At 71.9% G+C, this 22,155-nt stretch carries 23 protein-coding genes; 16 read left to right on the top strand and 7 right to left on the bottom strand.

All coding sequences use genetic code 11. The features are described 5' to 3' along the window. Positions 1-8 precede the first annotated feature (8 nt). The 8 genes from V3C34_RS13480 to V3C34_RS13445 are packed head-to-tail and all read left to right on the top strand — an operon-like array spanning position 9 to position 7,449. Positions 9-1,448 carry a folylpolyglutamate synthase/dihydrofolate synthase family protein gene (locus V3C34_RS13480; protein WP_346007379.1) on the top strand — a complete coding sequence of 480 codons (1,440 nt, stop codon included), beginning with the start codon at positions 9-11 and terminating at the stop codon, positions 1,446-1,448. 20 nt (positions 1,449-1,468) lie between these two features. Next, complete coding sequence (locus V3C34_RS13475; RefSeq protein ID WP_169701822.1) at positions 1,469-1,864, top strand: DUF4233 domain-containing protein; 396 nt, start codon at positions 1,469-1,471, stop codon at positions 1,862-1,864. Between the two features lie 2 nt (positions 1,865-1,866). Then, a complete protein-coding gene (locus tag V3C34_RS13470; protein ID WP_346007378.1) occupies positions 1,867-2,694 on the top strand; it encodes an undecaprenyl-diphosphate phosphatase in 828 nt (275 codons plus the stop codon). A 26-nt stretch (positions 2,695-2,720) separates the two neighbouring features. Further along, positions 2,721-3,143 carry a nucleoside-diphosphate kinase gene (gene ndk / locus V3C34_RS13465; protein WP_428832224.1) on the top strand — a complete coding sequence of 141 codons (423 nt, stop codon included), beginning with the start codon at positions 2,721-2,723 and terminating at the stop codon, positions 3,141-3,143. Position 3,144: 1 nt separating this feature from the next. Further along, positions 3,145-4,194, top strand: coding sequence for a rod shape-determining protein (locus V3C34_RS13460; protein WP_303621104.1), 1,050 nt, complete (start codon positions 3,145-3,147; stop codon positions 4,192-4,194). Continuing rightward, a complete protein-coding gene (gene mreC, locus V3C34_RS13455; RefSeq protein ID WP_346007376.1) occupies positions 4,194-4,970 on the top strand; it encodes a rod shape-determining protein MreC in 777 nt (258 codons plus the stop codon). Before V3C34_RS13460 ends, mreC begins: the two co-directional genes overlap by 1 nt. Next, on the top strand, positions 4,967-5,455 hold the full coding sequence (gene mreD, locus V3C34_RS13450; RefSeq protein ID WP_346007375.1) for a rod shape-determining protein MreD: 489 nt from the start codon (positions 4,967-4,969) through the stop codon (positions 5,453-5,455). Before mreC ends, mreD begins: the two co-directional genes overlap by 4 nt. Continuing rightward, positions 5,452-7,449 carry a penicillin-binding transpeptidase domain-containing protein gene (locus V3C34_RS13445; RefSeq protein ID WP_346007374.1) on the top strand — a complete coding sequence of 666 codons (1,998 nt, stop codon included), beginning with the start codon at positions 5,452-5,454 and terminating at the stop codon, positions 7,447-7,449. The genes mreD and V3C34_RS13445 overlap by 4 nt, the downstream gene beginning before the upstream one ends. Here V3C34_RS13445 and V3C34_RS13440 read toward each other — a convergent pair whose 3' ends face one another. Together V3C34_RS13440 and V3C34_RS13435 are read right to left on the bottom strand one after the other, a co-directional pair. Beyond that, positions 7,450-7,653, bottom strand: coding sequence for a YbdD/YjiX family protein (locus tag V3C34_RS13440; RefSeq protein ID WP_068322804.1), 204 nt, complete (start codon positions 7,651-7,653; stop codon positions 7,450-7,452). Further along, entirely contained in the window at positions 7,650-9,947 is a 2,298-nt protein-coding gene (locus tag V3C34_RS13435) for a carbon starvation CstA family protein (RefSeq protein WP_346007373.1), read from the bottom strand. Before V3C34_RS13435 ends, V3C34_RS13440 begins: the two co-directional genes overlap by 4 nt. Before the next feature lie 77 nt (positions 9,948-10,024). Between V3C34_RS13435 and lpdA the strand changes: the two genes are divergently transcribed. From lpdA to V3C34_RS13400, 7 genes are all read left to right on the top strand, one after another. Next, positions 10,025-11,422 (top strand): dihydrolipoyl dehydrogenase, encoded by a 1,398-nt coding sequence (gene lpdA / locus V3C34_RS13430; protein ID WP_068322810.1) that lies wholly within the window; start codon positions 10,025-10,027, stop codon positions 11,420-11,422. A 206-nt stretch (positions 11,423-11,628) separates the two neighbouring features. After that, positions 11,629-13,554, top strand: coding sequence for a M6 family metalloprotease domain-containing protein (locus V3C34_RS13425; RefSeq protein ID WP_346007372.1), 1,926 nt, complete (start codon positions 11,629-11,631; stop codon positions 13,552-13,554). Between the two features lie 7 nt (positions 13,555-13,561). Next, positions 13,562-14,404 carry a hypothetical protein gene (locus tag V3C34_RS13420; RefSeq protein ID WP_346007371.1) on the top strand — a complete coding sequence of 281 codons (843 nt, stop codon included), beginning with the start codon at positions 13,562-13,564 and terminating at the stop codon, positions 14,402-14,404. 687 nt (positions 14,405-15,091) lie between these two features. After that, a complete protein-coding gene (locus tag V3C34_RS13415) occupies positions 15,092-15,316 on the top strand; it encodes a hypothetical protein (RefSeq protein WP_346008571.1) in 225 nt (74 codons plus the stop codon). A gap of 28 nt (positions 15,317-15,344) precedes the next feature. Further along, complete coding sequence (locus tag V3C34_RS13410; protein WP_068322819.1) at positions 15,345-15,641, top strand: hypothetical protein; 297 nt, start codon at positions 15,345-15,347, stop codon at positions 15,639-15,641. 124 nt (positions 15,642-15,765) lie between these two features. Beyond that, on the top strand, positions 15,766-16,035 hold the full coding sequence (gene rpsO / locus V3C34_RS13405; RefSeq protein WP_068322822.1) for a 30S ribosomal protein S15: 270 nt from the start codon (positions 15,766-15,768) through the stop codon (positions 16,033-16,035). Between the two features lie 176 nt (positions 16,036-16,211). Further along, positions 16,212-18,641, top strand: coding sequence for a polyribonucleotide nucleotidyltransferase (locus tag V3C34_RS13400; RefSeq protein WP_338537874.1), 2,430 nt, complete (start codon positions 16,212-16,214; stop codon positions 18,639-18,641). A 133-nt stretch (positions 18,642-18,774) separates the two neighbouring features. Here the strand turns inward: V3C34_RS13400 and V3C34_RS13395 are convergent, their stop codons facing one another. Further along, the gene (locus V3C34_RS13395; RefSeq protein WP_169701824.1) at positions 18,775-18,942 is read right to left on the bottom strand and encodes a hypothetical protein; all 168 of its coding nucleotides are present in this window, start codon (positions 18,940-18,942) and stop codon (positions 18,775-18,777) included. A gap of 114 nt (positions 18,943-19,056) precedes the next feature. Between V3C34_RS13395 and dapB the strand changes: the two genes are divergently transcribed. Then, a complete protein-coding gene (dapB, locus tag V3C34_RS13390) occupies positions 19,057-19,797 on the top strand; it encodes a 4-hydroxy-tetrahydrodipicolinate reductase (protein ID WP_345913698.1) in 741 nt (246 codons plus the stop codon). Between the two features lie 18 nt (positions 19,798-19,815). Here dapB and V3C34_RS13385 read toward each other — a convergent pair whose 3' ends face one another. From V3C34_RS13385 to V3C34_RS13370, 4 genes are read right to left on the bottom strand one after another with little or no spacing between them, the layout of a single operon-like run. Continuing rightward, on the bottom strand, positions 19,816-20,136 hold the full coding sequence (locus V3C34_RS13385; protein WP_068322831.1) for an AzlD domain-containing protein: 321 nt from the start codon (positions 20,134-20,136) through the stop codon (positions 19,816-19,818). Next, positions 20,133-20,849 carry an AzlC family ABC transporter permease gene (locus V3C34_RS13380; RefSeq protein ID WP_338537876.1) on the bottom strand — a complete coding sequence of 239 codons (717 nt, stop codon included), beginning with the start codon at positions 20,847-20,849 and terminating at the stop codon, positions 20,133-20,135. Before V3C34_RS13380 ends, V3C34_RS13385 begins: the two co-directional genes overlap by 4 nt. Continuing rightward, on the bottom strand, positions 20,846-21,400 hold the full coding sequence (locus tag V3C34_RS13375) for a GNAT family N-acetyltransferase (RefSeq protein WP_068423399.1): 555 nt from the start codon (positions 21,398-21,400) through the stop codon (positions 20,846-20,848). Before V3C34_RS13375 ends, V3C34_RS13380 begins: the two co-directional genes overlap by 4 nt. After that, positions 21,400-22,122, bottom strand: coding sequence for an enoyl-CoA hydratase-related protein (locus V3C34_RS13370; RefSeq protein ID WP_345913696.1), 723 nt, complete (start codon positions 22,120-22,122; stop codon positions 21,400-21,402). Before V3C34_RS13370 ends, V3C34_RS13375 begins: the two co-directional genes overlap by 1 nt. Between the last annotated feature and the right edge of the window lie 33 nt (positions 22,123-22,155).

Here is a 22,155-nt window from a genome sequence, read left to right as displayed (position 1 = left end):
TCTGCGGCATGAGCCCCGCCCCCGACGCCGCCCAGCGGCAGGCCGCCGCCGACCTCGAGCTGCGCAAGCGCATGCGCCAGGTGGAGGAGAGCATCCTCGAGCGTGCGCCCGAGCACGACCTGCAGCCCAGCCTCGACCGCATCCGGGCGGTCATGGACCTGCTCGGCGAGCCGCAGCGCACCTTTCCGGCGATCCACGTCACGGGCACCAACGGCAAGACCTCGACCGCGCGGATCATCGAGTCGGTGCTGCGCGAGTCGGGCCTGAAGACGGGACGGTTCACCTCGCCGCACCTGCAGGACATCCGGGAGCGGATCACCATCGGCGGGGAGCTGATCACGCGCGAGGCCTTCCTCGACGCGTGGGCGGACATCGCCCCCTTCGTCGACGCGGTCGACACCCGCTCGGTCGCCGAGGGTGGACCGCGGATGACCTACTTCGAGGTGCTCGTCGCGCTCGCCTACGCGGCCTTCGCCGACGCGCCGATCGACATCGCGATCATCGAGGTCGGCATGGGCGGGTCGTGGGACGCGACCAACGTGCTCGAGGCCGACGTCGCGGTCATCACCCCCGTCGGGCTCGACCACCAGCACTTCCTGGGTGACTCCATCGAGGACATCGCCTCGGAGAAGGCGGGGATCATCCACCCCGGCGCCATCGCCGTGACCGCCCCCCAGGAGCCCGAGGTCCTGGACATCCTGCGCGAGCGGGCCGAGGAGGTCGGCGCGCAGCTGAAGGTCGAGGGAGCCGACTTCGGGGTCCTCGAGCGCGAGGTCGCGGTCGGCGGCCAGGTCATCTCCCTGCGCGGCCTCGCCGGGGACCACCCCGACCTGCTGCTCAAGCTCCACGGCGCGCACCAGGCGGGCAACGCGGCGCTCGCCGTCGCGGCCGTCGAGGCCTTCCTCGGCGGGGGAGAGCAGCCGCTCGGGGAGGAGGTCCTCGCCGCCGGGCTGGCGACCGCCACCTCGCCCGGTCGTCTCGAGATCGTGCGCCGCAGCCCCACCGTCATCGTCGACGCGGCCCACAACCCGCACGGCGCGGCGGTCCTCGCCGAGGCGCTCAAGGACTCCTTCACCTTCAGCCACCTCGTCGGCGTCGTCTCGATCTTCAAGGACAAGGACGTCGTCGGGATCCTCGAGGCCCTCGAGCCGGCGCTCGACGAGGTCGTCGTCACCCGCTCGACCTCCCCGCGCGCGATGCGTCCCGACCGCCTGGGCGAGATCGCCGGGGAGGTCTTCGGTGACCACCGCGTCACGGTCGTCGACGAGCTGCCCGACGCGCTCGACCGCGCGGCCGAGCTGGCGGACGAAGGGGGAGTCGCCGGCGGTGTCGTCGCGACCGGGTCCATCGTCACCGTCGGTGAGGTGCGCCTGCTCCTCGGCGTGACCGACGTCGAGGATCCCGTCGCCCCGCCGGTCGAGGTGCCGGTGGATCTCGACGACGAGTGAGCCGCTTACCCTTGACCACCGTGACTCCCGACCAGCAGCCGCGCCCCCAGGGCAAGTTCATGTGGCGGATGCTCGCCACCGTCGTGGGCGGCCAGGCGCTCGTCATCTTCTTCGGCGCCCTGACGAGCCGGGGCCTCGACCCGGACCAGGACGCGGTGATCGCGGGGCTGACCCCCTTCGTCCTGCTCTGCGGCCTGGCCGTCCTCGCGCTCGTCTCCGCGGGTGTCATGAAGCGGCCCTTCGGCCCGGCCCTGGGATGGGTCGTCCAGGTTCTGTCCATCCTGTCGGGACTCTTCGTGCCGATGATGTTCGTCGTCGGTGCGATGTTCGCGCTCCTGTACGGCTACTGCCAGCGCGTGGGCCGACGCGTCGATCGTGAACAGGCCGCCCGCGCCACGACCCAGCAGGAGAGCTGACCTTGGACCTCATCACCGCCATCATCCTCGGGCTCGTCCAGGGGCTCACCGAGTTCCTCCCGGTCAGCTCCAGCGCCCACGTCTCGATCGTCGGGCAGCTGCTCGGGCAGGAGGACCCGGGCGCGGCGTTCACCGCGATCACCCAGCTGGGCACCGAGGCCGCGGTCGTCATCTACTTCTGGCGCGACATCACGACGATCATCCGCAAGTGGTGCCTCTCACTCGCCGGCAAGGTCGCCAAGGACGACCCGGACGTGCGCATGGGCTGGCTCGTCATCATCGGCACCATCCCCATCGGCCTCCTCGGCATCCTCTTCCAGGACCAGATCGAGACCTCGCTGCGGAGCCTGTGGATCACCGCGACGATGCTGCTCGTCTTCGCCCTCGTCATCATGGCCGCCGAGCGGCTCGGCACCCAGCGCCGCGAGCTGACCGAGCTGTCGTGGAAGCACGGCATCTTCTACGGCCTCTGGCAGGCCCTGGCCCTCGTGCCGGGGGTCTCCCGCAGCGGCGGCACGATCGCCGGCGGTCTCTTCATGGGCTACACCCGTGAGGCCGCGGCCCGATACAGCTTCCTCCTCGCGATCCCCGCGGTCATCGCCTCGGGCGGCCTGCAGGTCGTCAAGATCGCCGGGGGAGAAGGGACCGGGGAGACCGGCTGGACGCCGATCATCGTGGCCACCCTCATCGCCTTCGTCGTCGGCTACGCCGTCATTGCGTGGTTCATGCGCTACATCACCACCCACACCTTCACCCCCTTCATGGTCTACCGGATCCTCCTGGCGCTCGGCCTCTTCGCCCTGCTGGGTACGGGCACGATCAGCGCGTGACTACGCTGGGGCCCGTGACCGAGACCGTGCAGACCGAACGCTCCCTGATCCTCGTCAAGCCCGACGGCTTCCGCCGTGGCCTCACCGGTGAGGTGATCCGCCGGATCGAGGCGAAGGGGTACACCCTCGTCGCGCTCTCCGTGGTCACCCCGACCCGGGAGCAGCTCGCCGCGCACTACGCCGAGCACGAGGGCAAGCCCTTCTACGAGCCGCTCCTGGACTTCATGTCCTCCGGCCCCGTGGCCGCGGTCGTCATCGAGGGCCAGGAGTGCATCAAGGGCTTCCGTTCGCTCGCCGGCGCGACCAAGCCGACCGAGGCGGCCCCCGGCACGATCCGTGGCGACCTCGGCCGCAAGTGGGCCGGCGCGGTGGACGAGAACATCGTCCACGGCTCCGACTCGCCGGAGTCCGCCGACCATGAGATCGGCATCTGGTTCCCGAAGCTCTGACGTGGCGGAGGGAGCACGAGGAGGACGCCGAGGGCTCCCACGCCTGGCCCGTGACCTCGCCATCGACCTCGGGACCGCCAACACCCTGATCCACCACCAGGATCGCGGCGTCGTCCTCGACGAGCCGAGCGTCGTCGCGGTGAGTGCCGAGACGGGGGAGCTCGTCGCCGCGGGCACCCGGGCCAAGGAGATGCTCGGGCGCACGCCCGGGGCCGTCCGGGCGGTGCGTCCGATGCGCGCCGGGGTCATCAGCGAGCCCGATGCCACCGAGCAGATGCTGCGGTGGTTCACCGACCGCGTCGGCATGTCCCGCGTCTTCCGCCCGCGCGTCGTCGTGTGCATCCCGAGCGACATCACGGGTGTCGAGCGTCGGGCGGTCGAGGAGGCCGTCCTGCGCGTCGGAGCCCGGCGCGTCTACCTCGTCGAGGAGCCGATGGTCGCCGCCATCGGCGCCGGCCTCCCGGTGACCGACACCCAGGCCTCGATGGTCGTCGACATCGGCGGCGGCTCGACCGACGTCGCCGTCATCGCGCTCGGCGGGATCGTCGCCTCGCGCAGCACCCGCACCGCCGGCGACGCCATCGACGACGCCATCGTCGACCACGTGCGCCGCCACCTCTCGCTGCTGCTCGGGGAGCGGAGCGCCGAGCACATCAAGGTCGAGGTCGGCTCCGCGTTCCCGCTCGCCACCGAGGTGTCCACGCGCGTGCGCGGCCGCGACCTCGTCACGGGCCTGCCCAAGACCGTCGACGTCGGCTCGGCCGAGATCCGGCGGGCCATCGCCGGGCCCGTCGGTGAGGTCGTCGGCCTGGTCCGTGACGTCCTCGACCGCTGCCCGCCCGAGCTCGCCGGCGACGTGCTCCAGCGCGGCATCACCCTCACCGGCGGTGGCGCGCTGCTGCGCGGGCTCGACGCGCGGCTGCGCCACGAGCTCGGCGTCCCCGTCACCGTCGCCGACGCGCCGCTGCGCGCCGTGGTGCGCGGCGCCGGCCGGTGCGTCGACGACTTCGCCGCACTGCAACCCGTCCTCGTCGACGGCCACCGGTTCTGATGCGTCGCCGCGTCCTGCCCGTGCTGCTCGCGCTCACGCTGCTCGTGCTGCTGGCGGACCTCGCCGGTGCGCCGCTCGGCCCCCTGCGTGGGGCCGGCGACGCGGTCCTGGGGCCCGTCGAGCGACTCGTCTCGCCCGGTGACGACGAGACCGACCGGCTCGAGCGGGACAACATCCGCCTCGCCGAGGAGGTCCGGACCCTGCGCCAGCAGGGCCGTGCGGCACGGGCTCTCGACGAGCTCGACGCGGGCGAGCTGCGCACGGTCAGCGCGCGCGTGGTCGCGCTCGACCGCGCCGGGGCGTCCGGCCCGGAGCGGGTGACGATCGACGTCGGCCGTCGCGACGGCGTGCGCGTCGACAGCGCGGTCATCGCCCCGGACGGTCTCGTGGGCCGGGTCGTCTCCGTCGCCGACTGGAGCGCCGACGTCGCCGTCGTCGGAGCGCCCGATGCGGGCGTCGGGGTCCGCACCGGGCCGCGAGGAGTCATCGGCACCCTGTCGGGGTCGGACCCCACGACGACGCACGCCGCGGACGAGCTCGTCATCACCCAGCTCACCCGCGCCCGGACGACGAAGGGGGACGACGTCACGACGCTCGGCAGCCCCGGGCAACGGCCGTACCCGCCCGGCATCCACGTCGGCACGGTGACGCGCGTCGAGCACGCCGCTGGCGCCCTCACCGACACCGCCGTCGTCGATCCCGCGGTCGACCTCGCGACCGTCGACGTCGTCGCGGTCGTCGTCGGTCCCGGCCGCACGAGCCGGCGCACCCCGTGAGCGGCCTGCGCTGGCCGGTGCGCCTGCTCCTCCTCGCCCTCGCCCTCGTCGCCGTGCTCGCGCTCGGCGCCCGAGGGGTGCTCGCCCCGCCCGACCTCGTCCTGCTCGTCGTCGTCGGCGTCGCCCTCGCCGCGGGCTCGCCCTCCGGGGCGCTCATCGGGCTCGTCGGCGGTTGGCTCGTCGACCTCGCCCCGCCCGTCGGTGCGCCGCTCGGTCTCTCGGGCCTGGCCTACGCGGCGGCCGGGTGGGTCGCCGGCACCGCCCGACGGCGCTCCGGCCACCCGTGGTGGTGGCCGGTGCCGGTCGTCGTGCTCGCCGTGGTCGTCACCCGCGCGGCGCCTGTGCTCATCGATCTCGCCAGCGCGCGGCCGGTGGCATGGGGAGCGCTCGGCTGGCAGGTGCTCGCCACGGCGACCCTCGGTCTCGTCGTCGTCGGCCTCGTCGAGCGCCTCGAGGCCACCCTCGTGACGAGGGGACTGGCATGAGGCCTCGCGCGCCCCGCATGCAGGCCCGCATGCTCGCCTCGCTCGCCGTCCTCGCGCTCATGGCCGGGGTGCTCCTCGGGCGTCTCGGTCAGCTGCAGCTCACGGACCACCCGGCCGCGGACCCCGGGGTGCAGGGCCCGGGCACGACCCGCGTGGCGCTGCCCGCCCTGCGCGGCCGGATCCTGGACCGCGACGGCCGACCGCTCGTCGACAACGCGGTGCGCACCGACCTGACGATCGACCGCGCCTCGCTCGCCGATGCCCCGGACGGCGGGCGCGCGACGGTCCGCCGACTCAGCGAGGCGCTGGACCTCCCCTTCGCGCGGCTGTGGGGGAGGACCACCCTCTGCGGTGCACCCGGGGCGGCCGACCCGCCGGCCTGCTGGCCCGGCTCCGCCCTGGTCCCGGTGCCGGTCGCCGTCGACGTCGACCCGGCCGATGCCGCGGCGATCACCGAGCGTCCCGAGCTCTACCCGGGCGTGGCCGTCACCCGGCAGCCGGTCCGCGGCTACCCACGGGCGAAGGGGGGCGGCGCCCCGCAGACCACCGGGTACCTCGCGCGACCCGATGCCGCGACCGTCGAGGCCTCGGGGGGCGCGATCTCGGCCGACGACCTCGTCGGCGCCTCCGGCCTGGAGCGGCAGTACGACGAGCTGCTGCGCGGGCGCCCCGGGTACCGCGACGTGCGCGTCGACGCCCGCGGGGTCGCCGTCGAGGAGGTGGGCCGGAGCGAGCCCGTCCCCGGGTCGGACCTGGTGACCACGCTCGACCTGCCGATCCAGCGCCGCACGGAGTCCGCTCTCGCCCAGGGGATCCGGGACGCGAGGGCGCGCGGCAACGCCGCCGACAGCGCGGCCGCGGTCGTCCTCGACCTGCGCGACGGCGGGGTCGTCGCCTCCGCGAGCGTGCCGACCTACGACCCCTCGGTCTGGTCGCGCGGCGTGACCCAGGAGCAGTACGAGCGGCTCACCGAGGGTGATGGCAGCCCGCTCATCGACCGCGTGGCGGGGGTGGCGCAGCCCCCGGCCTCGACCTTCAAGGCGGTCACCCTGCCCGGCGCCGTCGCGGCGGGTACCGACCTCGACGACGAGGTCAACTGCTCCGCCTCGCACCGGATCGGGGACCGGACCTTCAACAACTTCGAGTCGCGGGCCTACGGGTGGATCACCTGGCGCGAGGCGATCAAGGTCTCCTGCGACACGGTCTTCTACCGCGTCGCCGAGGACGTGTGGCGCGAGCAGGGCGGCCTGTCCGCCGACGACGACGGTGACCCCCTCATCGACACCGCGCGCGACCTCGGGCTCGGCGAGCCGACCGGGATCGACCTGCCCGCCGAGTCCGCGGGACGCATCCCGGACCGCGCCTGGAAGCAGGAGTGGTGGGACACGACCAAGGACGCCTCCTGCCGCGAGGCCGAGCGCGGCCACCCGGAGATCGCCGACCCCACCCGCCGCGCCTACCTCACCGCGATCGCCCGGGAGAACTGCGACAACGGCTACCAGTTCCGTCCCGGCGACGAGGCCAACCTGTCGATCGGGCAGGGCGACGTCACGGCGACCCTGCTCCAGATGGCCCGCGTCTACGGCACCATCGCCGCTGACGGGCGCGCGCCGACTCCGCACCTCGCCCGCGCGGGCATCGCCCCCGACGGCACCCGGACCGCGATCGACGCACCGACCGCCCGCGAGGTCGACCTGCCGGGGGAGTCGGGCGCGCTGCTGCGGGTCGCGCTCGGTGACGTCGTCTCGGAGCCCGGCGGCACCGCCCGCTCGGCCTTCGAGGGCTTCCCGTTGCGCCGCTGGCCGGTTGCCGGCAAGACCGGCACCGCCGAGGTCTACGGCAAGGAGGACACGGCGTGGTTCGTCTCCTACGCGCCGACGACCAGGCCGCGCTACGTCGTCGCGGTCGTCGTGTCGCAGGGCGGCACCGGTGGTGCGTCCGCTGCGCCGATCGCGAGGGAGATCCACGAGACGCTCGCGGGCGTCCGGGACTGATCAGCAGCAGCGGGTGCCCGGGTGGCGCTCCTGCTCCTCGTAGTGCGCCCGCCAGAACTCCGCTCGCGTCGGCACGGGAGCGCCCGGGTGGACCCGCTGCAGGTGCTCGACGTACCGCTCGTAGCGGTCGGCGCCGGTCACCCCCGACACGAAGCGGCCGATCCGCCGCAGCACGTCGAAGGGGGAGCCCGTCACCGCGTTCATCGGTGGCCGCGCCTGGCCGCGGGGGAGGGCTCGAGGCCCGCCTCTCGCCACTCGGCGAGGACGGCCTTCTCCTCCGGGGTCGCCATCGGGCCGGACGGCGCGAAGATCCGGGAGGGGACCCCCTTCGTCTCGCTCGTCGGCAGGCCACCGGCGCGGGCCGCGCGGACCATCACGGCCACCGCGGCGACGACGACGATGATGACGAGCACCGCGAAGATGATCGACAGCGCGCCCTGGACGCCGGAGTTGAAGATGATCTTGTCCATGTCCGCGGCGCTCTTGGCCCCGGTGAGCAGCTCACCCTTGTCCCGGGCCTCGACGAAGGCGTCGCGCTGGGCGAAGTAGCCGATCTTGGGGTTGCTGCTGAAGATCTTCAGCGCGGAGGCCCACAGCGTGATGACCAGGTCCCACACGAGGGCGACTCCCGGGATCCAGGCCCAGCGCAGGTTGCCCTGCTTGACGATGATCGTCGTCACCACCGCCAGCGCGATCGCCGCGAGCAGCTGGTTGGCGATGCCGAAGAGCGGGAAGAGCGTGTAGATCCCGCCGAGCGGGTCGAGGATGCCCATGACGAGGATCGAGCCCCAACCGGCCACGACGAGGAAGCTGCACAGCCACGCGCCCGGCCGCCACGACGGGTCCTTGAAGCGGCCCAGGCCGGGCAGGTTGCCGAGCGCGTCGGAGGTCATGAAGCGCGCTACGCGGGTGCCGGCGTCGACCGTCGTGAGGATGAAGAGCGCCTCGAACATCACCGCGAAGTGGTACCAGAAGCTCTTGAGCGAGTCGCCGCCGAAGACGCTCATGACCTCGCTCATGCCGAAGGCCAGCGTCGGGGCCCCACCGGTGCGGGAGATGATCGTCTCCTCGCCGACGCTGTCCGCGGCCTGCTGCAGCGTCGCCGCGTCGACCGGCGGGACCGGGCCGCCGCCGGGGGTGAGGAGCGGCAGGCCGTTGACGTAGTCGGCGGCGCTGCCCGGCTCGCCGCCGGTGAGGGCCGCCGGGGCGTTCATCGCGAAGTAGATGTGCTGGTCGATGCTCACGGCCGCGACCATCGCCATGACGGCGACGAAGGACTCGGTGAGCATCGAGCCGTAGCCGATGAAGCGGGCCTGGCTCTCCTTCTCGATGAGCTTCGGCGTCGTGCCCGAGGCGATCAGCGCGTGGAACCCGGACAGCGCTCCGCAGGCGATGGTGATGAAGAGGAAGGGGAAGAGCGAGCCGGCGAAGGCCGGCCCCGTCCCGGTCGAGGCGAACTCGGTGACCGCCGGCATCCTGACCTCGGGGCGTGCCACGAGGATGCCGATGGCCAGCAGCGCGATGGTGCCGACCTTCATGTACGTCGACAGGTAGTCGCGCGGGGCGAGGAGCAGCCAGACCGGCAGCACCGAGGCAGCGAAGCCGTAGGCGATGAGCAGCCAGGCCAGCGTGATCGGCTCGAGGGTGAAGGTGCCCGAGAGCGTCGGGTGGTCCGACACCCAGCCGCCACCGATGATCGCGACGACGAGCAGGACGACGCCGATGAGCGAGACCTCGCCGACGGCACCGGGCCGCAGGAAGCGCAGGTAGAGCCCCATGAAGAGGGCGATCGGGATCGTCATCGCGATGGAGAAGACGCCCCAGGGGGAGTTGGCGAGCGCGCCGATGACGACGATGCCGAGGACGGCGATGAGGATGAGCATGATGGCGAGCACGCCGACGATCGCGGCCGTGCCACCGACCCGGCCGAGCTCGTCCCGGGCCATCTGGCCGAGGCTGCGACCGCCACGGCGGATCGACAGGTGCAGGACCATGTAGTCCTGCACCGCGCCGGCGAAGACGACACCGAAGACGATCCACAGCGTGCCGGGCAGGTACCCCATCTGCGCCGCGAGGACAGGACCGACGAGCGGACCGGCGCCGGCGATCGCGGCGAAGTGGTGCCCGAAGAGCACCCGCCGGTCGGTTGGCATGAAGTCCTTGCCGTTCTCGAACTCCTCTGCGGGGGTGGCGCGCTCGTCACGCGGCTTGAGGACCTTGTACTCGATGAGGCGGGCGTAGAAGCGGTACCCGATGATGTACGTGCACACCGCCGCGAAGACGAACCAGACCGCGTTGACGTGCTCGCCGCGGACCACCGCGATCATCGCCCAGCCGACCGCCCCGAGCAGGCCGATGAGGACGAAGACGAGTTTCTCCCTTCCCGTCACGAGGTGCGGTGCGCGCACCGCGACAGGAGGGCGGTCGCTGTCGGTACGGACCCGCTCGACGCCGTCCCTCTCCTCGACGAGGGGACTCGACCCGGCCTGCTGGCTCATGGTCACTCCTGCTGCTCACGGCGGTGTGATGCGGACTCGTGTCTGAACGTAGTCCACCTGTGGCTAGGCTGTCGGCCATGGCTGATTTCGACGTTGTTGTGCTCGGTGCCGGACCCGGTGGCTACGTGGCGGCGATCCGCGCCGCGCAGCTCGGCAACACGGTCGCGGTGATCGAGAAGAAGTACTGGGGCGGTGTCTGCCTCAACGTCGGCTGCATCCCCAGCAAGGCGCTCATCAAGAACGCGGAGCTCGCGCACACGCTGACCCACGACAAGAAGAAGTTCGGCATCGAGGGCGACGTCACGATGTCCTTCGGGCCGACGCACGCCCGCTCCCGCCAGGTGAGCGCCGGCATCGTCAAGGGCGTCCACTTCCTCATGAAGAAGAACAAGATCACCGAGATCGACGGCTGGGGCACGATCACCTCCGCCAACACGGTCGACGTGGCCCTGAACGACGGAGAGACCAAGACCGTCTCCTTCGACAAGCTGATCGTCGCCGCGGGCGCGACCACCCGCATGCTCCCCGGCGTCGAGGTGAGCAAGAACGTCGTCACCTACGAGGAGCAGATCCTCGACGAGAACCTCCCCGGCTCGATCATCATCGCCGGCTCCGGTGCCATCGGCGTCGAGTTCGCCTACGTCATGAAGAACTTCGGCGTCGACGTGACGATCGTCGAGTTCCTCGACCGCATGGTCCCCACCGAGGACGCCGACGTGTCCAAGGAGCTGGCCAAGCACTACAAGAAGCTCGGCGTCAAGGTCATGCTCGGCACGAAGGTCGAGTCCGTCGAGGACACCGGCTCGGGCGTCAAGGTCACCGTCACCCCGGCGAAGGGGGGCGACTCCCAGGTGCTCGAGGCCGACCGCCTCCTGTCCGCCATCGGCTTCGCCCCGCGCACTCAGGGCTACGGCCTCGAGTCCATCGGCGTCCAGCTCACCGAGCGCGGCGCCATCGAGATCGACGAGTACTGCCGCACCAACGTCGAGAACGTCTACGCCATCGGTGACTGCACCGCCAAGCTCATGCTCGCCCACGTCGCCGAGGCCCAGGGCGTCGTCGCCGCGGAGCACATGAACGGCGCCGAGACCATGCCGGTCGAGTACGACTTCATCCCGCGCGCGACCTACTGCCACCCGCAGATCGGCTCCTTCGGCTACAGCGAGGAGCAGGCGAAGGAGAAGGGGTACGACGTCAAGACGGCGACCTTCCCCTTCACCGCCAACGGCAAGGCCATGGGCCTGGGCGACGCGGTCGGCTTCGTCAAGGTCGTCGCGGACGCCGAGCACAACGAGATCCTCGGCGCCCACATGATCGGCCCCGACGTCACCGAGCTGCTCCCGGTCCTCACCCTGGCGCAGAAGTGGGACCTCACCGCCGACGAGGTCGCCCGCAACGTCTTCGCGCACCCGACGCTGTCCGAGGCGGTCAAGGAGGCCGTCGAGGGCATCGCGGGGCACATGATCAACCTCTGACGCACTGACGAAGGGGGGGCGCGGCCACATCGGCCGCGCCCCCCTTCGCTCGTCCTCCCCAGGTGCCGCCGAGGGCGCCGACTACCGCTGGGCGACAGGGCTGGCCGGGACCTTGTCGCCCGGTGGTGGCGCTGTCAGGATGAGATGGCGCAGCTGCTGTTCCCCCGGACAGGACCCGGGGTCGATGGTTTTGACGGAGAGTCATCATGGACAGTCACAGCGATGCAGCACGGCCTCGGACGATCCGACCACACCGCGTCGACGACCTGTGCGTCGTCGCGCCGGACCCCGAGCTCAACGAACAGCTCAAGGAGCAGTTCCAACGGTTGCGCGAGCAGGTCCGCGACCAGGAGCTCGGGACCCTCGCCGACCACCTGACCCTCAAGGCGCCCGACCACGTCGGCTTCGACGACGGGCTCATCTTCCCCGGCACGTACTTCCCGACCGGGACGACGGCCGCCGTGGCCCAGCGCGCGGCGCTGGACCGGGCCCCCCTCCGCGGGGACGTGCGGGTCGTCGTCGTCCTCGTGGACTTCTCCGACAAGACGATGGCAGCGGACGCCGACGACCGCTTCAGCCGGCTCTTCTTCTCGCACGGTGAGCTCCCCGACGGGAGCGTGACGGAGTACTTCTCCGACGTGTCGGGCGGCCTCGTGACGATCACCGGGGAGGTCGTGGGCCCGTACCGGATGCCCGGCACCCTGGCCAGCTACGCGGGGAGCGCCAACGGCACGCAGGCCACCACGCCCAACGCGCGGACGATGGCGAACGACGCGCTGTCCGCGGCCAACGCCGACGTCGACTTCGGGCCCTACGACAACGACGGCAACGGGTTCGTCGACGCCTTCATCGTGGTGCACGCCGGCCGCGGTGCCGAGCAGACCGGGCAGGCCACCGACATCTGGTCGCACAAGTGGGTCCTGCCCGCCGAGCGCACCGTCGACGGCACCAAGGTCTTCGCCTACCTCACCATCCCCGAGGACGCGAAGATCGGCGTCAGCGCGCACGAGATCGGGCACCTGATCTTCGGCTGGCCCGACCTGTACGACACCGACGGCACGTCCGAGGGCGTGGGCAACTGGTGCCTCATGGGAGGAGGCTCGTGGGGCGGCGGCGGTGACCGCCCGACCCACCCGTCCGCCTGGTGCAAGCTCACCCAGGGGTGGGCGAGCGTCGTCGTGCAGTCGACCAACGCGACGGTCACGATCAACGACATCAAGACGGGCCGCACCGCCTACCGGTTGTGGAAGGACGGGCTGGGTGGCAACGAGTACTTCCTCGTCGAGAACCGGCAGCGCACGGGCTACGACCAGTCGCTGCCGGGGGCCGGTCTGCTCGTGTGGCACATCGACGAGGCGGTCACCGGCAACACCAACGAGTCGCACTACAAGGTCGGGCTCCTCCAGGCCGACGGCAGTCGGCACCTCGAGCTCAACACCAACCGCGGGGATGCCGGCGACCCCTTCCCCGGCTCGTCCGGCAACACCACCTTCAACGACTCGTCGACGCCGAGCAGCACGTCCTTCGCCGGGGCGTCCACCTGCGTGGAGATCTCCGCCATCCCGGCCTCGTCCGCCGCGATGACCGTCCAGCTGAAGGTGCGCTGCTTCACCGCACCCAAGCTGCGGGAGGCCAAGGACATCAAGGACATCCGGGACGGGTGGAAGCGGTGGCCCGACGTCGACGTCAAGCCGATGAAGGACCTGCGCGACGGCAAGCCGATCAAGGACCTGCGCGACGACCGCGGCAAGGGGCTCAAGGACGTCCGTGACGGCAAGGGGCTGCGTGAGGAGAAGTTCCCCGACAACAAGTTCGGGGAGAAGTTCGCCGAACGTCCCTTCGGCCGAGGGCAGTGGTGGTCGTCCGCGCCCGACCCGGCCGCGGAGTCGGTAGGCGACCTCGAGGGCCGGCTCGATGCGCTCGAGACGGCGGTCCACGGTCTCCTCGAGGCGCTGGGCGGCAGCGGGCCCGACGAGGGCTGGAGCGAGGGTGCCGAGCCCTTCATCCCCGAGGCGGAGCGGCCGGACCTCGGTCGCAGCAGCGGTGGCCCGGACCCGGACGCGCTGCGGTCGGCGGTCGAGGAGGGGTCGACCGGGGCCAAGGCCGAGTTCGACACCCTGCCGCCCGGCTGAGCCCGCGATGGTCCCGTCGATCCTGATCATCGCGCCACCCCGGGACGTCACCGCGATGGCCGTGGCCGCCGTGCTGCGCCGCCGGGGGGTGGGGTGGGTCGAGCTCGCCGACGACCTGCACCTCGCGCGGGCGAGCACGACCCACACCCCGGCGTCGGGCCCGTGCGCGAGCGACCTCGAGCCCGAACCGCCCGGGTACGACGTCATCTGGTGTCGCGCGGTCACCTTCCGGGCCCGCCCCTTCGCCCGGTCGGCCGACGCGGAGTACGCGGCGGCGGAGATGCACGCCGCCGGGCTGTCCTGGTTGTGGAGCCGTCGTGAGGTCGTCGTCAACCGGCCGAGCCCGGGGGCCCTGTGCGGCACGGCGCCGGACCTCCTGCGGCTGGCGCCCGCCTGTGCCGCGGTCGGGCTGGCGACCCCGGACCTCCTCCTCGCCGCCGACGCGGCCCGGGTCCCCGGGGAACGCTGGCCGGGCGGGCAGCGCCGCCCCTGGGTCGAAGGGGGGATCCCGCGCCACGTGGACGCCCCCGGCCGCGGGCCAGGGCGGCCGGTGCTCGCCGAGCCGATGGTCGGCAGCTCCGAGATCCCGCCCGGGCGCCGGCAGGTCCTCGTCTGCGGGGACGTCGTCGACGCGCCCGCCGGCCTGGTCGGTCCCCTTCGCGCCCTCGTGCGCTCCCTCGACCTCGAGGTCGCGAGCGTGCTGCTGTCGGTGCCCGGGCCGCGCCCCGGGGGGCCGGAGGTCCTCGGGGTGGACCCGGTGCCCGCGACGACGGCACCGGCCGGTCTGCAGATGCTGGCCCGACACCTCGAGGGGCGCGCCGCGGAGCACGCGGGCAGGCGCGTCGCATGATCATCGTCGTCGGCAGCCCCAGCGAGCCACCCGTGAGCCTCCTGCTCGACCGGGCCTCCCGGGAGGGGATGGAGGTGCTCCTGCTCGCCGAGGAGGAGGCGCACGCCTGGCAGCTCGAGGTCGAGGTGCGCGGCGGGGTCGTCGGTGCCTGGTGCGGTCGGCACGGCGCGCGCGTGGACCTCTCGCGCGCCACCGGCCTCTACCTCCGGCTCAGCGGGCCGGACGTCGCCGGTCTGGTCCCCGACCCCCTTCGCGACCGTCGGCAGGAGGCGGCCCTCGCGGCGATGACCGCGTGGGCGGATGTCGCTCCGCTGCGTGTCGCCAACCGCCCGCGTGCGATGTCGAGCAACACCTCGAAGCCGTACCAGGCTGCGCTGATCCGCGCGCTGGGGTTCGACGTGCCGGAGACGCTGGTCACGAGCGACCCGGAGGAGGCGCGGCGCTTCCTGCGACGACACGGGCGGGTGGTCTACAAGTCGGTGAGCGGCGTGCGGTCCGTCGTGCACGAGCTGGCGGGGGAGCGCCTGGACGACCTCGAGCGGGTCCGGCACCTACCGACCCAGTTCCAGCGGCTGCTCACCGGGACCAACGTGCGGGTGCACGTCGTCGGTGACACCGTGCATGCCTGTGCCGTCGACTCGGAGACGCTCGACTACCGCTACCCGGAGGGGGGCGGGGGGGACCGTGATGACGCCCGTGGAGCTGCCCGACGACCTGGCGCGACGCTGCGTGCGGCTCGCCGAGGAGCTCGAGCTGCCCTTCGCGGGGGTCGACCTGCTGCACGACGAGGACGGGAGGTGGTGGTGCTTCGAGGTCAACCCGTCGCCCGCGTACAGCTGCTTCGAGGAGCCGACCGGGATGCCCATCGCGCACTCGCTCGCGACATGGTTGGCTGGACGCGACGCGGCCTGAGACCGCGGCCCGGGAGCAAGGAGTCGAGATGGTGCAGGCGATGGAGAACCGCTCGCTCGTGTGGTGCGCCCCGGGCTCGCGTCCCGAGGAGGGGCCCGCGCCGGGGTGGTGCACCGTGCCCGTGAGCGTCGAGCGCACCGAGCCGGTCGGGGAGGTGGCCCACCTCATGACCGACGCCGCGGGCGACGAGTACACCGCGCTCGTCCCCCCGGAGCTCGTCGAGAGGCTGTCGGGCGAGCCGTCCTGGGTGGTCGAGGTCGAGGTGACCGGCCCCCGCCGCATCACGGTCCGCTCCGTCGCGGACGAGGGGCCCCCCGCGGATTAGGGGGCGTGGGCGACGCACTGGTAATCTGCACGGGTTGCCGTTAGATCGGCCGCGGATCCAAGAGCCCCGGTGAACCAGCCCGGGCGCGCCGCGCAACAACCCAGGAATGGAGCAGTGTCACCGCATGCCGCTGACCGCTGAAGTCAAGAAGCAGATCATGACCGAGTACGCCACCGTCGAAGGTGACACCGGTTCCCCCGAGGTCCAGGTCGCGATGCTCACGCAGCGCATCAAGGACCTCACCGAGCACTCCCGCGAGCACAAGCACGACCACCACAGCCGTCGTGGTCTGCTGCTCCTCGTGGGCAAGCGTCGCCGCCTCCTGCGTTACCTGGAGAGCACCGACATCGAGCGCTACCGCGCGCTGATCAAGCGCCTCGGCCTGCGCCGATAAGTATGTCGTGGAGAGCGGTTCCCGAGACTGGGGGCCGCTTCTTCGCGTATCCGGGGACAGTGTGAACCCCGGAGGAACCACAACTGAAGATGCGACAACTGAAGACCGTCACCACCGAAGACATGACCGGGGCACAACGACGATGCACCCGGTAGCAGAGAGAAAAGGAGGACCCGATGGAGGGTCCTGAGATCCAGTTCGCCGAGGCCACGATCGACAACGGCCAGTTCGGCACCCGCACGGTCCGGTTCGAGACCGGGCGCCTCGCCAAGCAGGCCGGCGGCGCCGTCGTCGCCTACCTCGACGGCGAGACCATGCTCCTGTCGACCACGACGGCCGGCAAGACCCCGAAGGACCACTTCGACTTCTTCCCCCTGACGGTGGACGTCGAGGAGCGCATGTACGCCGCGGGTCGCATCCCGGGCAGCTTCTTCCGCCGTGAGGGTCGTCCCGGCACGGACGCCATCCTCACCTGCCGTCTGATCGACCGCCCGCTGCGCCCCACCTTCAAGAAGGGTCTGCGCAACGAGGTCCAGGTCGTCATCTCCGTCCTGTCCGTCCACCCGGACCACCAGTACGACGTGCTCGCGATCAACGCGGCATCCGCGTCCACCCAGATCTCCGGTCTGCCCTTCTCGGGCCCGATCGGTGCGGTGCGCGTCTCGCTCATCGACGGCCAGTGGGTCGCCTTCCCGAACTTCAGCGACATCGAGCGCTCGACCTTCGACATGGTCGTCGCAGGCCGCATCGCGGGTGACGACGTCGCGATCATGATGGTCGAGGCCGAGTCCACCGAGTCCACGTGGAACCTCGTGAAGAACGAGGGCAAGACCGCCCCGACCGAGGAGGTCGTGGCCGAGGGCCTCGAGGCCTCCAAGCAGTTCATCAAGGTCCTGTGCGACGCCCAGGCCGACCTCGCTGCCAAGGCCGCGAAGCCGGTCGAGGACTTCCCGATCTTCCTCGACTACCAGGACGACGCCTACGCCGCCGTCGAGGCTGCGACCTCCGCGGATCTCGCGACCGCGCTGACGATCGCCGGCAAGGTCGAGCGCGAGGACCGGCTCGACGAGATCAAGGACGCCATGAAGGCCTCCCTCGCGGGCACCGAGGAGGCTCCCGGCGAGTTCTTCGGTCGGGACAAGGAGCTGTCCGCCGCCTACCGCTCCGTGCAGAAGGCGCAGGTCCGCCAGCGCATCCTGCGCGACAAGGTCCGCATCGACGGCCGTGGCCTCGCCGACATCCGCGCCCTCGGCGCGGAGGTCGAGGTGCTGCCGCGCGTCCACGGCTCGGCGCTCTTCGAGCGCGGCGAGACCCAGATCATGGGTGTCACCACGCTCAACATGCTCAAGATGGAGCAGCAGATCGACTCACTGAGCCCGGTCACCAAGAAGCGCTACATGCACAACTACAACTTCCCGCCCTACTCGACCGGTGAGACCGGCCGGGTCGGCAGCCCGAAGCGCCGCGAGATCGGCCACGGAGCGCTCGCCGAGCGTGCGCTCATGCCGGTGCTGCCGCCCCGCGAGGAGTTCCCCTACGCGATCCGTCAGGTCTCCGAGGCGCTGAGCTCCAACGGCTCGACCTCGATGGGCTCCGTCTGCGCCTCCACCCTGTCGCTGCTCAACGCCGGTGTGCCGCTGCGCGCGCCGGTCGCCGGCATCGCCATGGGCCTGGTCTCCGACGAGGTCGACGGCCAGACGCAGTACGCGGCGCTGACCGACATCCTCGGCGCCGAGGACGCCTTCGGCGACATGGACTTCAAGGTCGCCGGTACCCGTGAGTTCGTCACGGCCATCCAGCTCGACACCAAGCTCGACGGCATCCCCGCCTCCGTGCTCGGTGGCGCGCTCACCCAGGCCCGCGACGCGCGTCTGCACATCCTCGACGTCATGAACGAGGCCATCGACACCCCGGACGAGATGGCGCCGACCGCGCCGCGCATCATCACCGTCCAGGTCCCCGTCGACAAGATCGGTGAGGTCATCGGCCCGAAGGGCAAGATGATCAACCAGATCCAGGACGACACCGGCGCCGACATCAGCATCGAGGACGACGGCACCGTCTTCATCGGTGCGGTCGACGGCCCGTCCGCGGACGCCGCGCGCAACGCGATCAACGCGATCGCCAACCCGCAGATGCCCGAGGTCGGTGAGCGCTTCCTCGGCACCGTCGTCAAGACGACGACCTTCGGTGCCTTCGTCTCGCTCCTGCCGGGCAAGGACGGCCTGCTGCACATCTCCGAGGTGCGCAAGCTCGTCGGCGGCAAGCGGATCGACGCGGTCGAGGACATCCTCGGCATCGGCCAGAAGGTCCAGGTCGAGCTCAAGGAGATCGACCCGCGCGGCAAGCTCAGCCTCGCCGCCGTCCTCACCCCCGAGCAGGAGGCCGAGATGGCCTCCGGCGGTGACGACGAGGGTGGTCGTGGCGGTCGCCGTGAGGGTGGTCGCGACGGTGGTCGTGAGGGTGGCCGCGACGGCGGTCGTGAGGGTGGCCGCGACGGCGGTCGCCGTCGTCGCCGCCGCGGTGACGACGAGGCCAGCGAGTCGGGCCCCGCGTCCGTGTCCGGGTCGGGCTCCGACGAGTCCGGTGCTGCTCAGGACGACTGACCCCAGGGTCCCTGAAGGGGGCCGGCTCTCCCACGGGAGGGTCGGCCCCCTTCGTCGTGCGTGGGGACAAGAGGAAGCCCCGCGACCAGCGACGTGGTGGCGGGGCTTCCTGGCTGGGGGAGCGGTGGCTCGTTCAGGCAGCGTGACGTGCGGTGCGACGGGTCTCGTCGAGCCAGCGCATCTCCATGCGGGTCTCGCCGTCCTCTCCGCGCACGGCGACCCAGGTGCAGGTCAGCCTCGGGGTGGGGCGAGTGGTCTCGGCCTTCTTCGGATCGGCCTGCTCGAGATGGGTAACGGTCATGACGGACACCTCCTGTTCACTTTGTGTTCATGTCGGACCATAGCACCGACATGAACAGAAGGTGAACAACCCGCCGGTGGCGTCGCGTGCTGATCCCCTTCGTAGGCTGTGCCCATGACGACGAAGGTGGCAGTGATCGGCGCCGCGGGGCGCATGGGTGGGACGGCGTGCGAGGCGGTCGAGGGGGCGGACGACCTCGAGCTCGTCGCCCGCTTCGACGACGGGGACGACCTGGGTGACCTCGGCGGCGCCGACGTCGCCATCGACTTCACCGTCCTGTCCGCGAGCGAGCGCAATGTCCGCCACTGCGTCGAGCGCGGCGTCCACGTCGTCGTCGGGACCTCCGGGTGGACCGACGAGCGCGCCGCCGCCCTGCGGACCGAGGTCGAGGCGAAGGGGGGAGTGGGCGTGCTCATCGCCCCCAACTTCGCGATCGGTGCCGTCCTGATGATGCAGTTCGCCAAGCAGGCCGCGCGCTTCTACGAGTCCGTCGAGGTCGTCGAGCTGCACCACCCGCGCAAGGTCGACGCCCCGAGCGGCACCGCCACCCGTACCGCCGAGCTCATCGCGCAGGCACGCACCGAGGCGGGGCTCGGCGAGGTCCCGGATGCGACGACGGAGGACCCGGACGGCGCCCGCGGTGCGCGCGTCGAGGGCGTCCCGGTGCATGCGGTCCGCCTGCGCGGCCTCGTCGCCCACCAAGAGGTCCTCCTCGGCAACGAGGGCGAGATGCTGACGATCCGCCACGACTCCTTCGACCGGGTCTCCTTCATGCCCGGTGTCCTCACCGGTGTGCGTGAGGTCGCGAAGCACCCCGGCGTCACGGTCGGCCTGGAGCACGTCCTGGGCCTGTGAGACCCGAGGTCGGGTCCGTCAGCCCCAGCCGAGTGCGCGCAGGCCTGCGGCCAGGGCGGCCGCGCCGAAGATGACGACGACGAAGTTCGCCCGCAGCCACATCAGCACGACGGCCAGCGCGACGGCGGCCAGCCGGGCGTCGAGGACGATCCCGTCGCCACCGCCGACGCTCTGGGTGACGAGCAGCCCGGCGAGCAGCGCGACCGGCAGCAGGCCGATGATCCGCGAGCGCCTCGGTCCGTCGACGAGGGACTCCGGCACCAGGTAGCCGGCGTACTTCGCCGCGAAGCCGAGCGCGCACGCGGCGAGGACGGTGACCCACAGGGCGGTCGTGCTCACAGCAGGTCCCCCTCGGGCTGCTCGATGTCGCGCGCCGTGCTCGGCGTGCGGTCGAGGAGGCCCACGACGACGGCGGCGATCGCGGCGAGCAGGACCGGTACGCCGGCAGGCGTGGGCACGAGCATGACGAGGGCGATCGCGGCGGCGAGCGCCGCGGTCACCCGACCGGTGCGGTCCTGCAGCCGGGGCCAGATGAGGGCGACGAAGGCCGCTGCCGCCGCCGCGTCGAGACCCCACACCCGGGGGTCGCCGAGGGCGTTGCCGAGGAGCGCGCCGAGCAGCGTCGAGAGGTTCCAGAAGACGAAGACCCCGGTGCCGCCGGCCCAGAACCCGGCCCGGCGCCCCTCGGGTGTGCTCTGTGCCAGCGAGATCGCCGTCGACTCGTCGATCGTCAGCTGCGCGGCGGTGACCCGGCGCCACCCGGTCAGTCGCAGGATCCGGGCGAGCTGCAGGCCGTAGAGGCCGTTGCGGATCCCGAGCAGGGTCGAGGTCGCGACGGCCGTCACGGGGTTGCCGCCGGAGCCGATGATCCCGACGAGGGCGAACTGCGAGCCCCCGGTGAAGAGCAGCAGCGACAACGCCATCGTCTGCCACAGGTCGAGCCCGGCAGCGATCGACAGGGCGCCGAAGCTGATGCCGTACGTCCCGCTCGCGATGCCGATCGAGAGCCCCTGCTTGCGGGCCTCGGCGACCTCACGCACGGCTTCGCTCACGAGGGCGAAGGGGGGTCCGCCACCGCCGCGGTGAGGCGCACCTCGCGTGCGGTGGCACCGTCGGGGGAGACGACCCGGTCGCGGTAGGCGCCGTCCGGCTCGAGCCCGGAGCCGGTGAGGAAGGCGCGCAGCCCTTCGTGCTCGACGAGGCACCAGGCGGCGACGTGCTCGGCACCGGCCTCGCGCAGGATGTCGACGGCGGCGTTGACGAGTCGTGACCCGTGGCCCTGCCGGCGGTGCATCGGGTGCACGCCGAGGGCCGTGACCTCACCGGTCGCCTGCCCGGCGTCGGGGTCCTGGCTCGGACCGATCGCGACGAAGCCGACGACCTGCTCGCCGGCGCAGGCGACGAGGAGACGGTGCACCCCCTGGGGCGGCGTGCGCAGGGAGTCGCGCCAGGCGGTGGCGAAGGACTGGGGGTCGAAGGCGGCGTGCACCTGCGGCGGCACGATGCCGTCGTAGGCCTCCTGCCACACGAGCGCCTGGGTCTGCCCGACGGCAGGTGCGTCGTTGACCGTGGCGCTGCGGACGCTGGCGTCGGCGGTGGTCATCAGCGGCCGACGAACGTGGGGGTGCGGCGCTCGCCGAAGGCACGCTGGCCCTCGACGAGGTCCTCGCTCGCCCAGGCGCGGGCGAAGGCGGCGGAGTAGTCGCCGTCGGGGCCGGGGGCGGCGCCCATCCCGAGCTTGGACCCGGCCTGTGACAGGGGTGCGAGCGGCACGGCGGAGCGGGCGAGGTCGATCGCGGTGTCGAGGCCGCCGCGGACCTGGGCGAAGCCGAGGCGCCACGCGTCGTCCTCGGTGAGGACGGCGGCGGTGAGCACCATGTGGCGGGCGGCGCCCTCGCCCCAGCAGCGCGCGACCCGGTCGAGTGTCCACTTGTCCACCATGAGGCCGAGCTTGGCGACCGGTACCGCGAAACGGGCTGGTGCGTCGACGACACGCAGGTCGCAGGCGACGGCCAGCTGCATGCCCAGGCCCATGCACGAGCCGGAGATCGCGGCGACGGTCGTGATCGGGACGCCGGCGAGGTGCTGGAGGACCTCGGCGAGCCGCTCGGTGAAGGACACGTCCTCGAGCTCGGTGAGATCGGCGCCCGCGCAGAAGTGCCCCTCGGCACCGGTGAGCACGAGCGCGCGACAACCGGACCCGACGGCTGCGACGACTGCTGCGTGGAGCTCCTCGAGCGTCGTCAGGTCGAGGGCGTTGCGGCGATGGGTGCGGTCGATCGTCAGGACCGTGACGGCATCGGTGGTCTCGCTGGTGATGGGCACGTCGCCAGCATACGAAGCGGCGAAGGGAGGCCC

This window comes from Janibacter terrae, from assembly GCF_039636765.1.
Lineage (GTDB): Bacteria > Actinomycetota > Actinomycetes > Actinomycetales > Dermatophilaceae > Janibacter > Janibacter terrae.
This window is presented reverse-complemented; position numbering and strand designations above follow the sequence as displayed.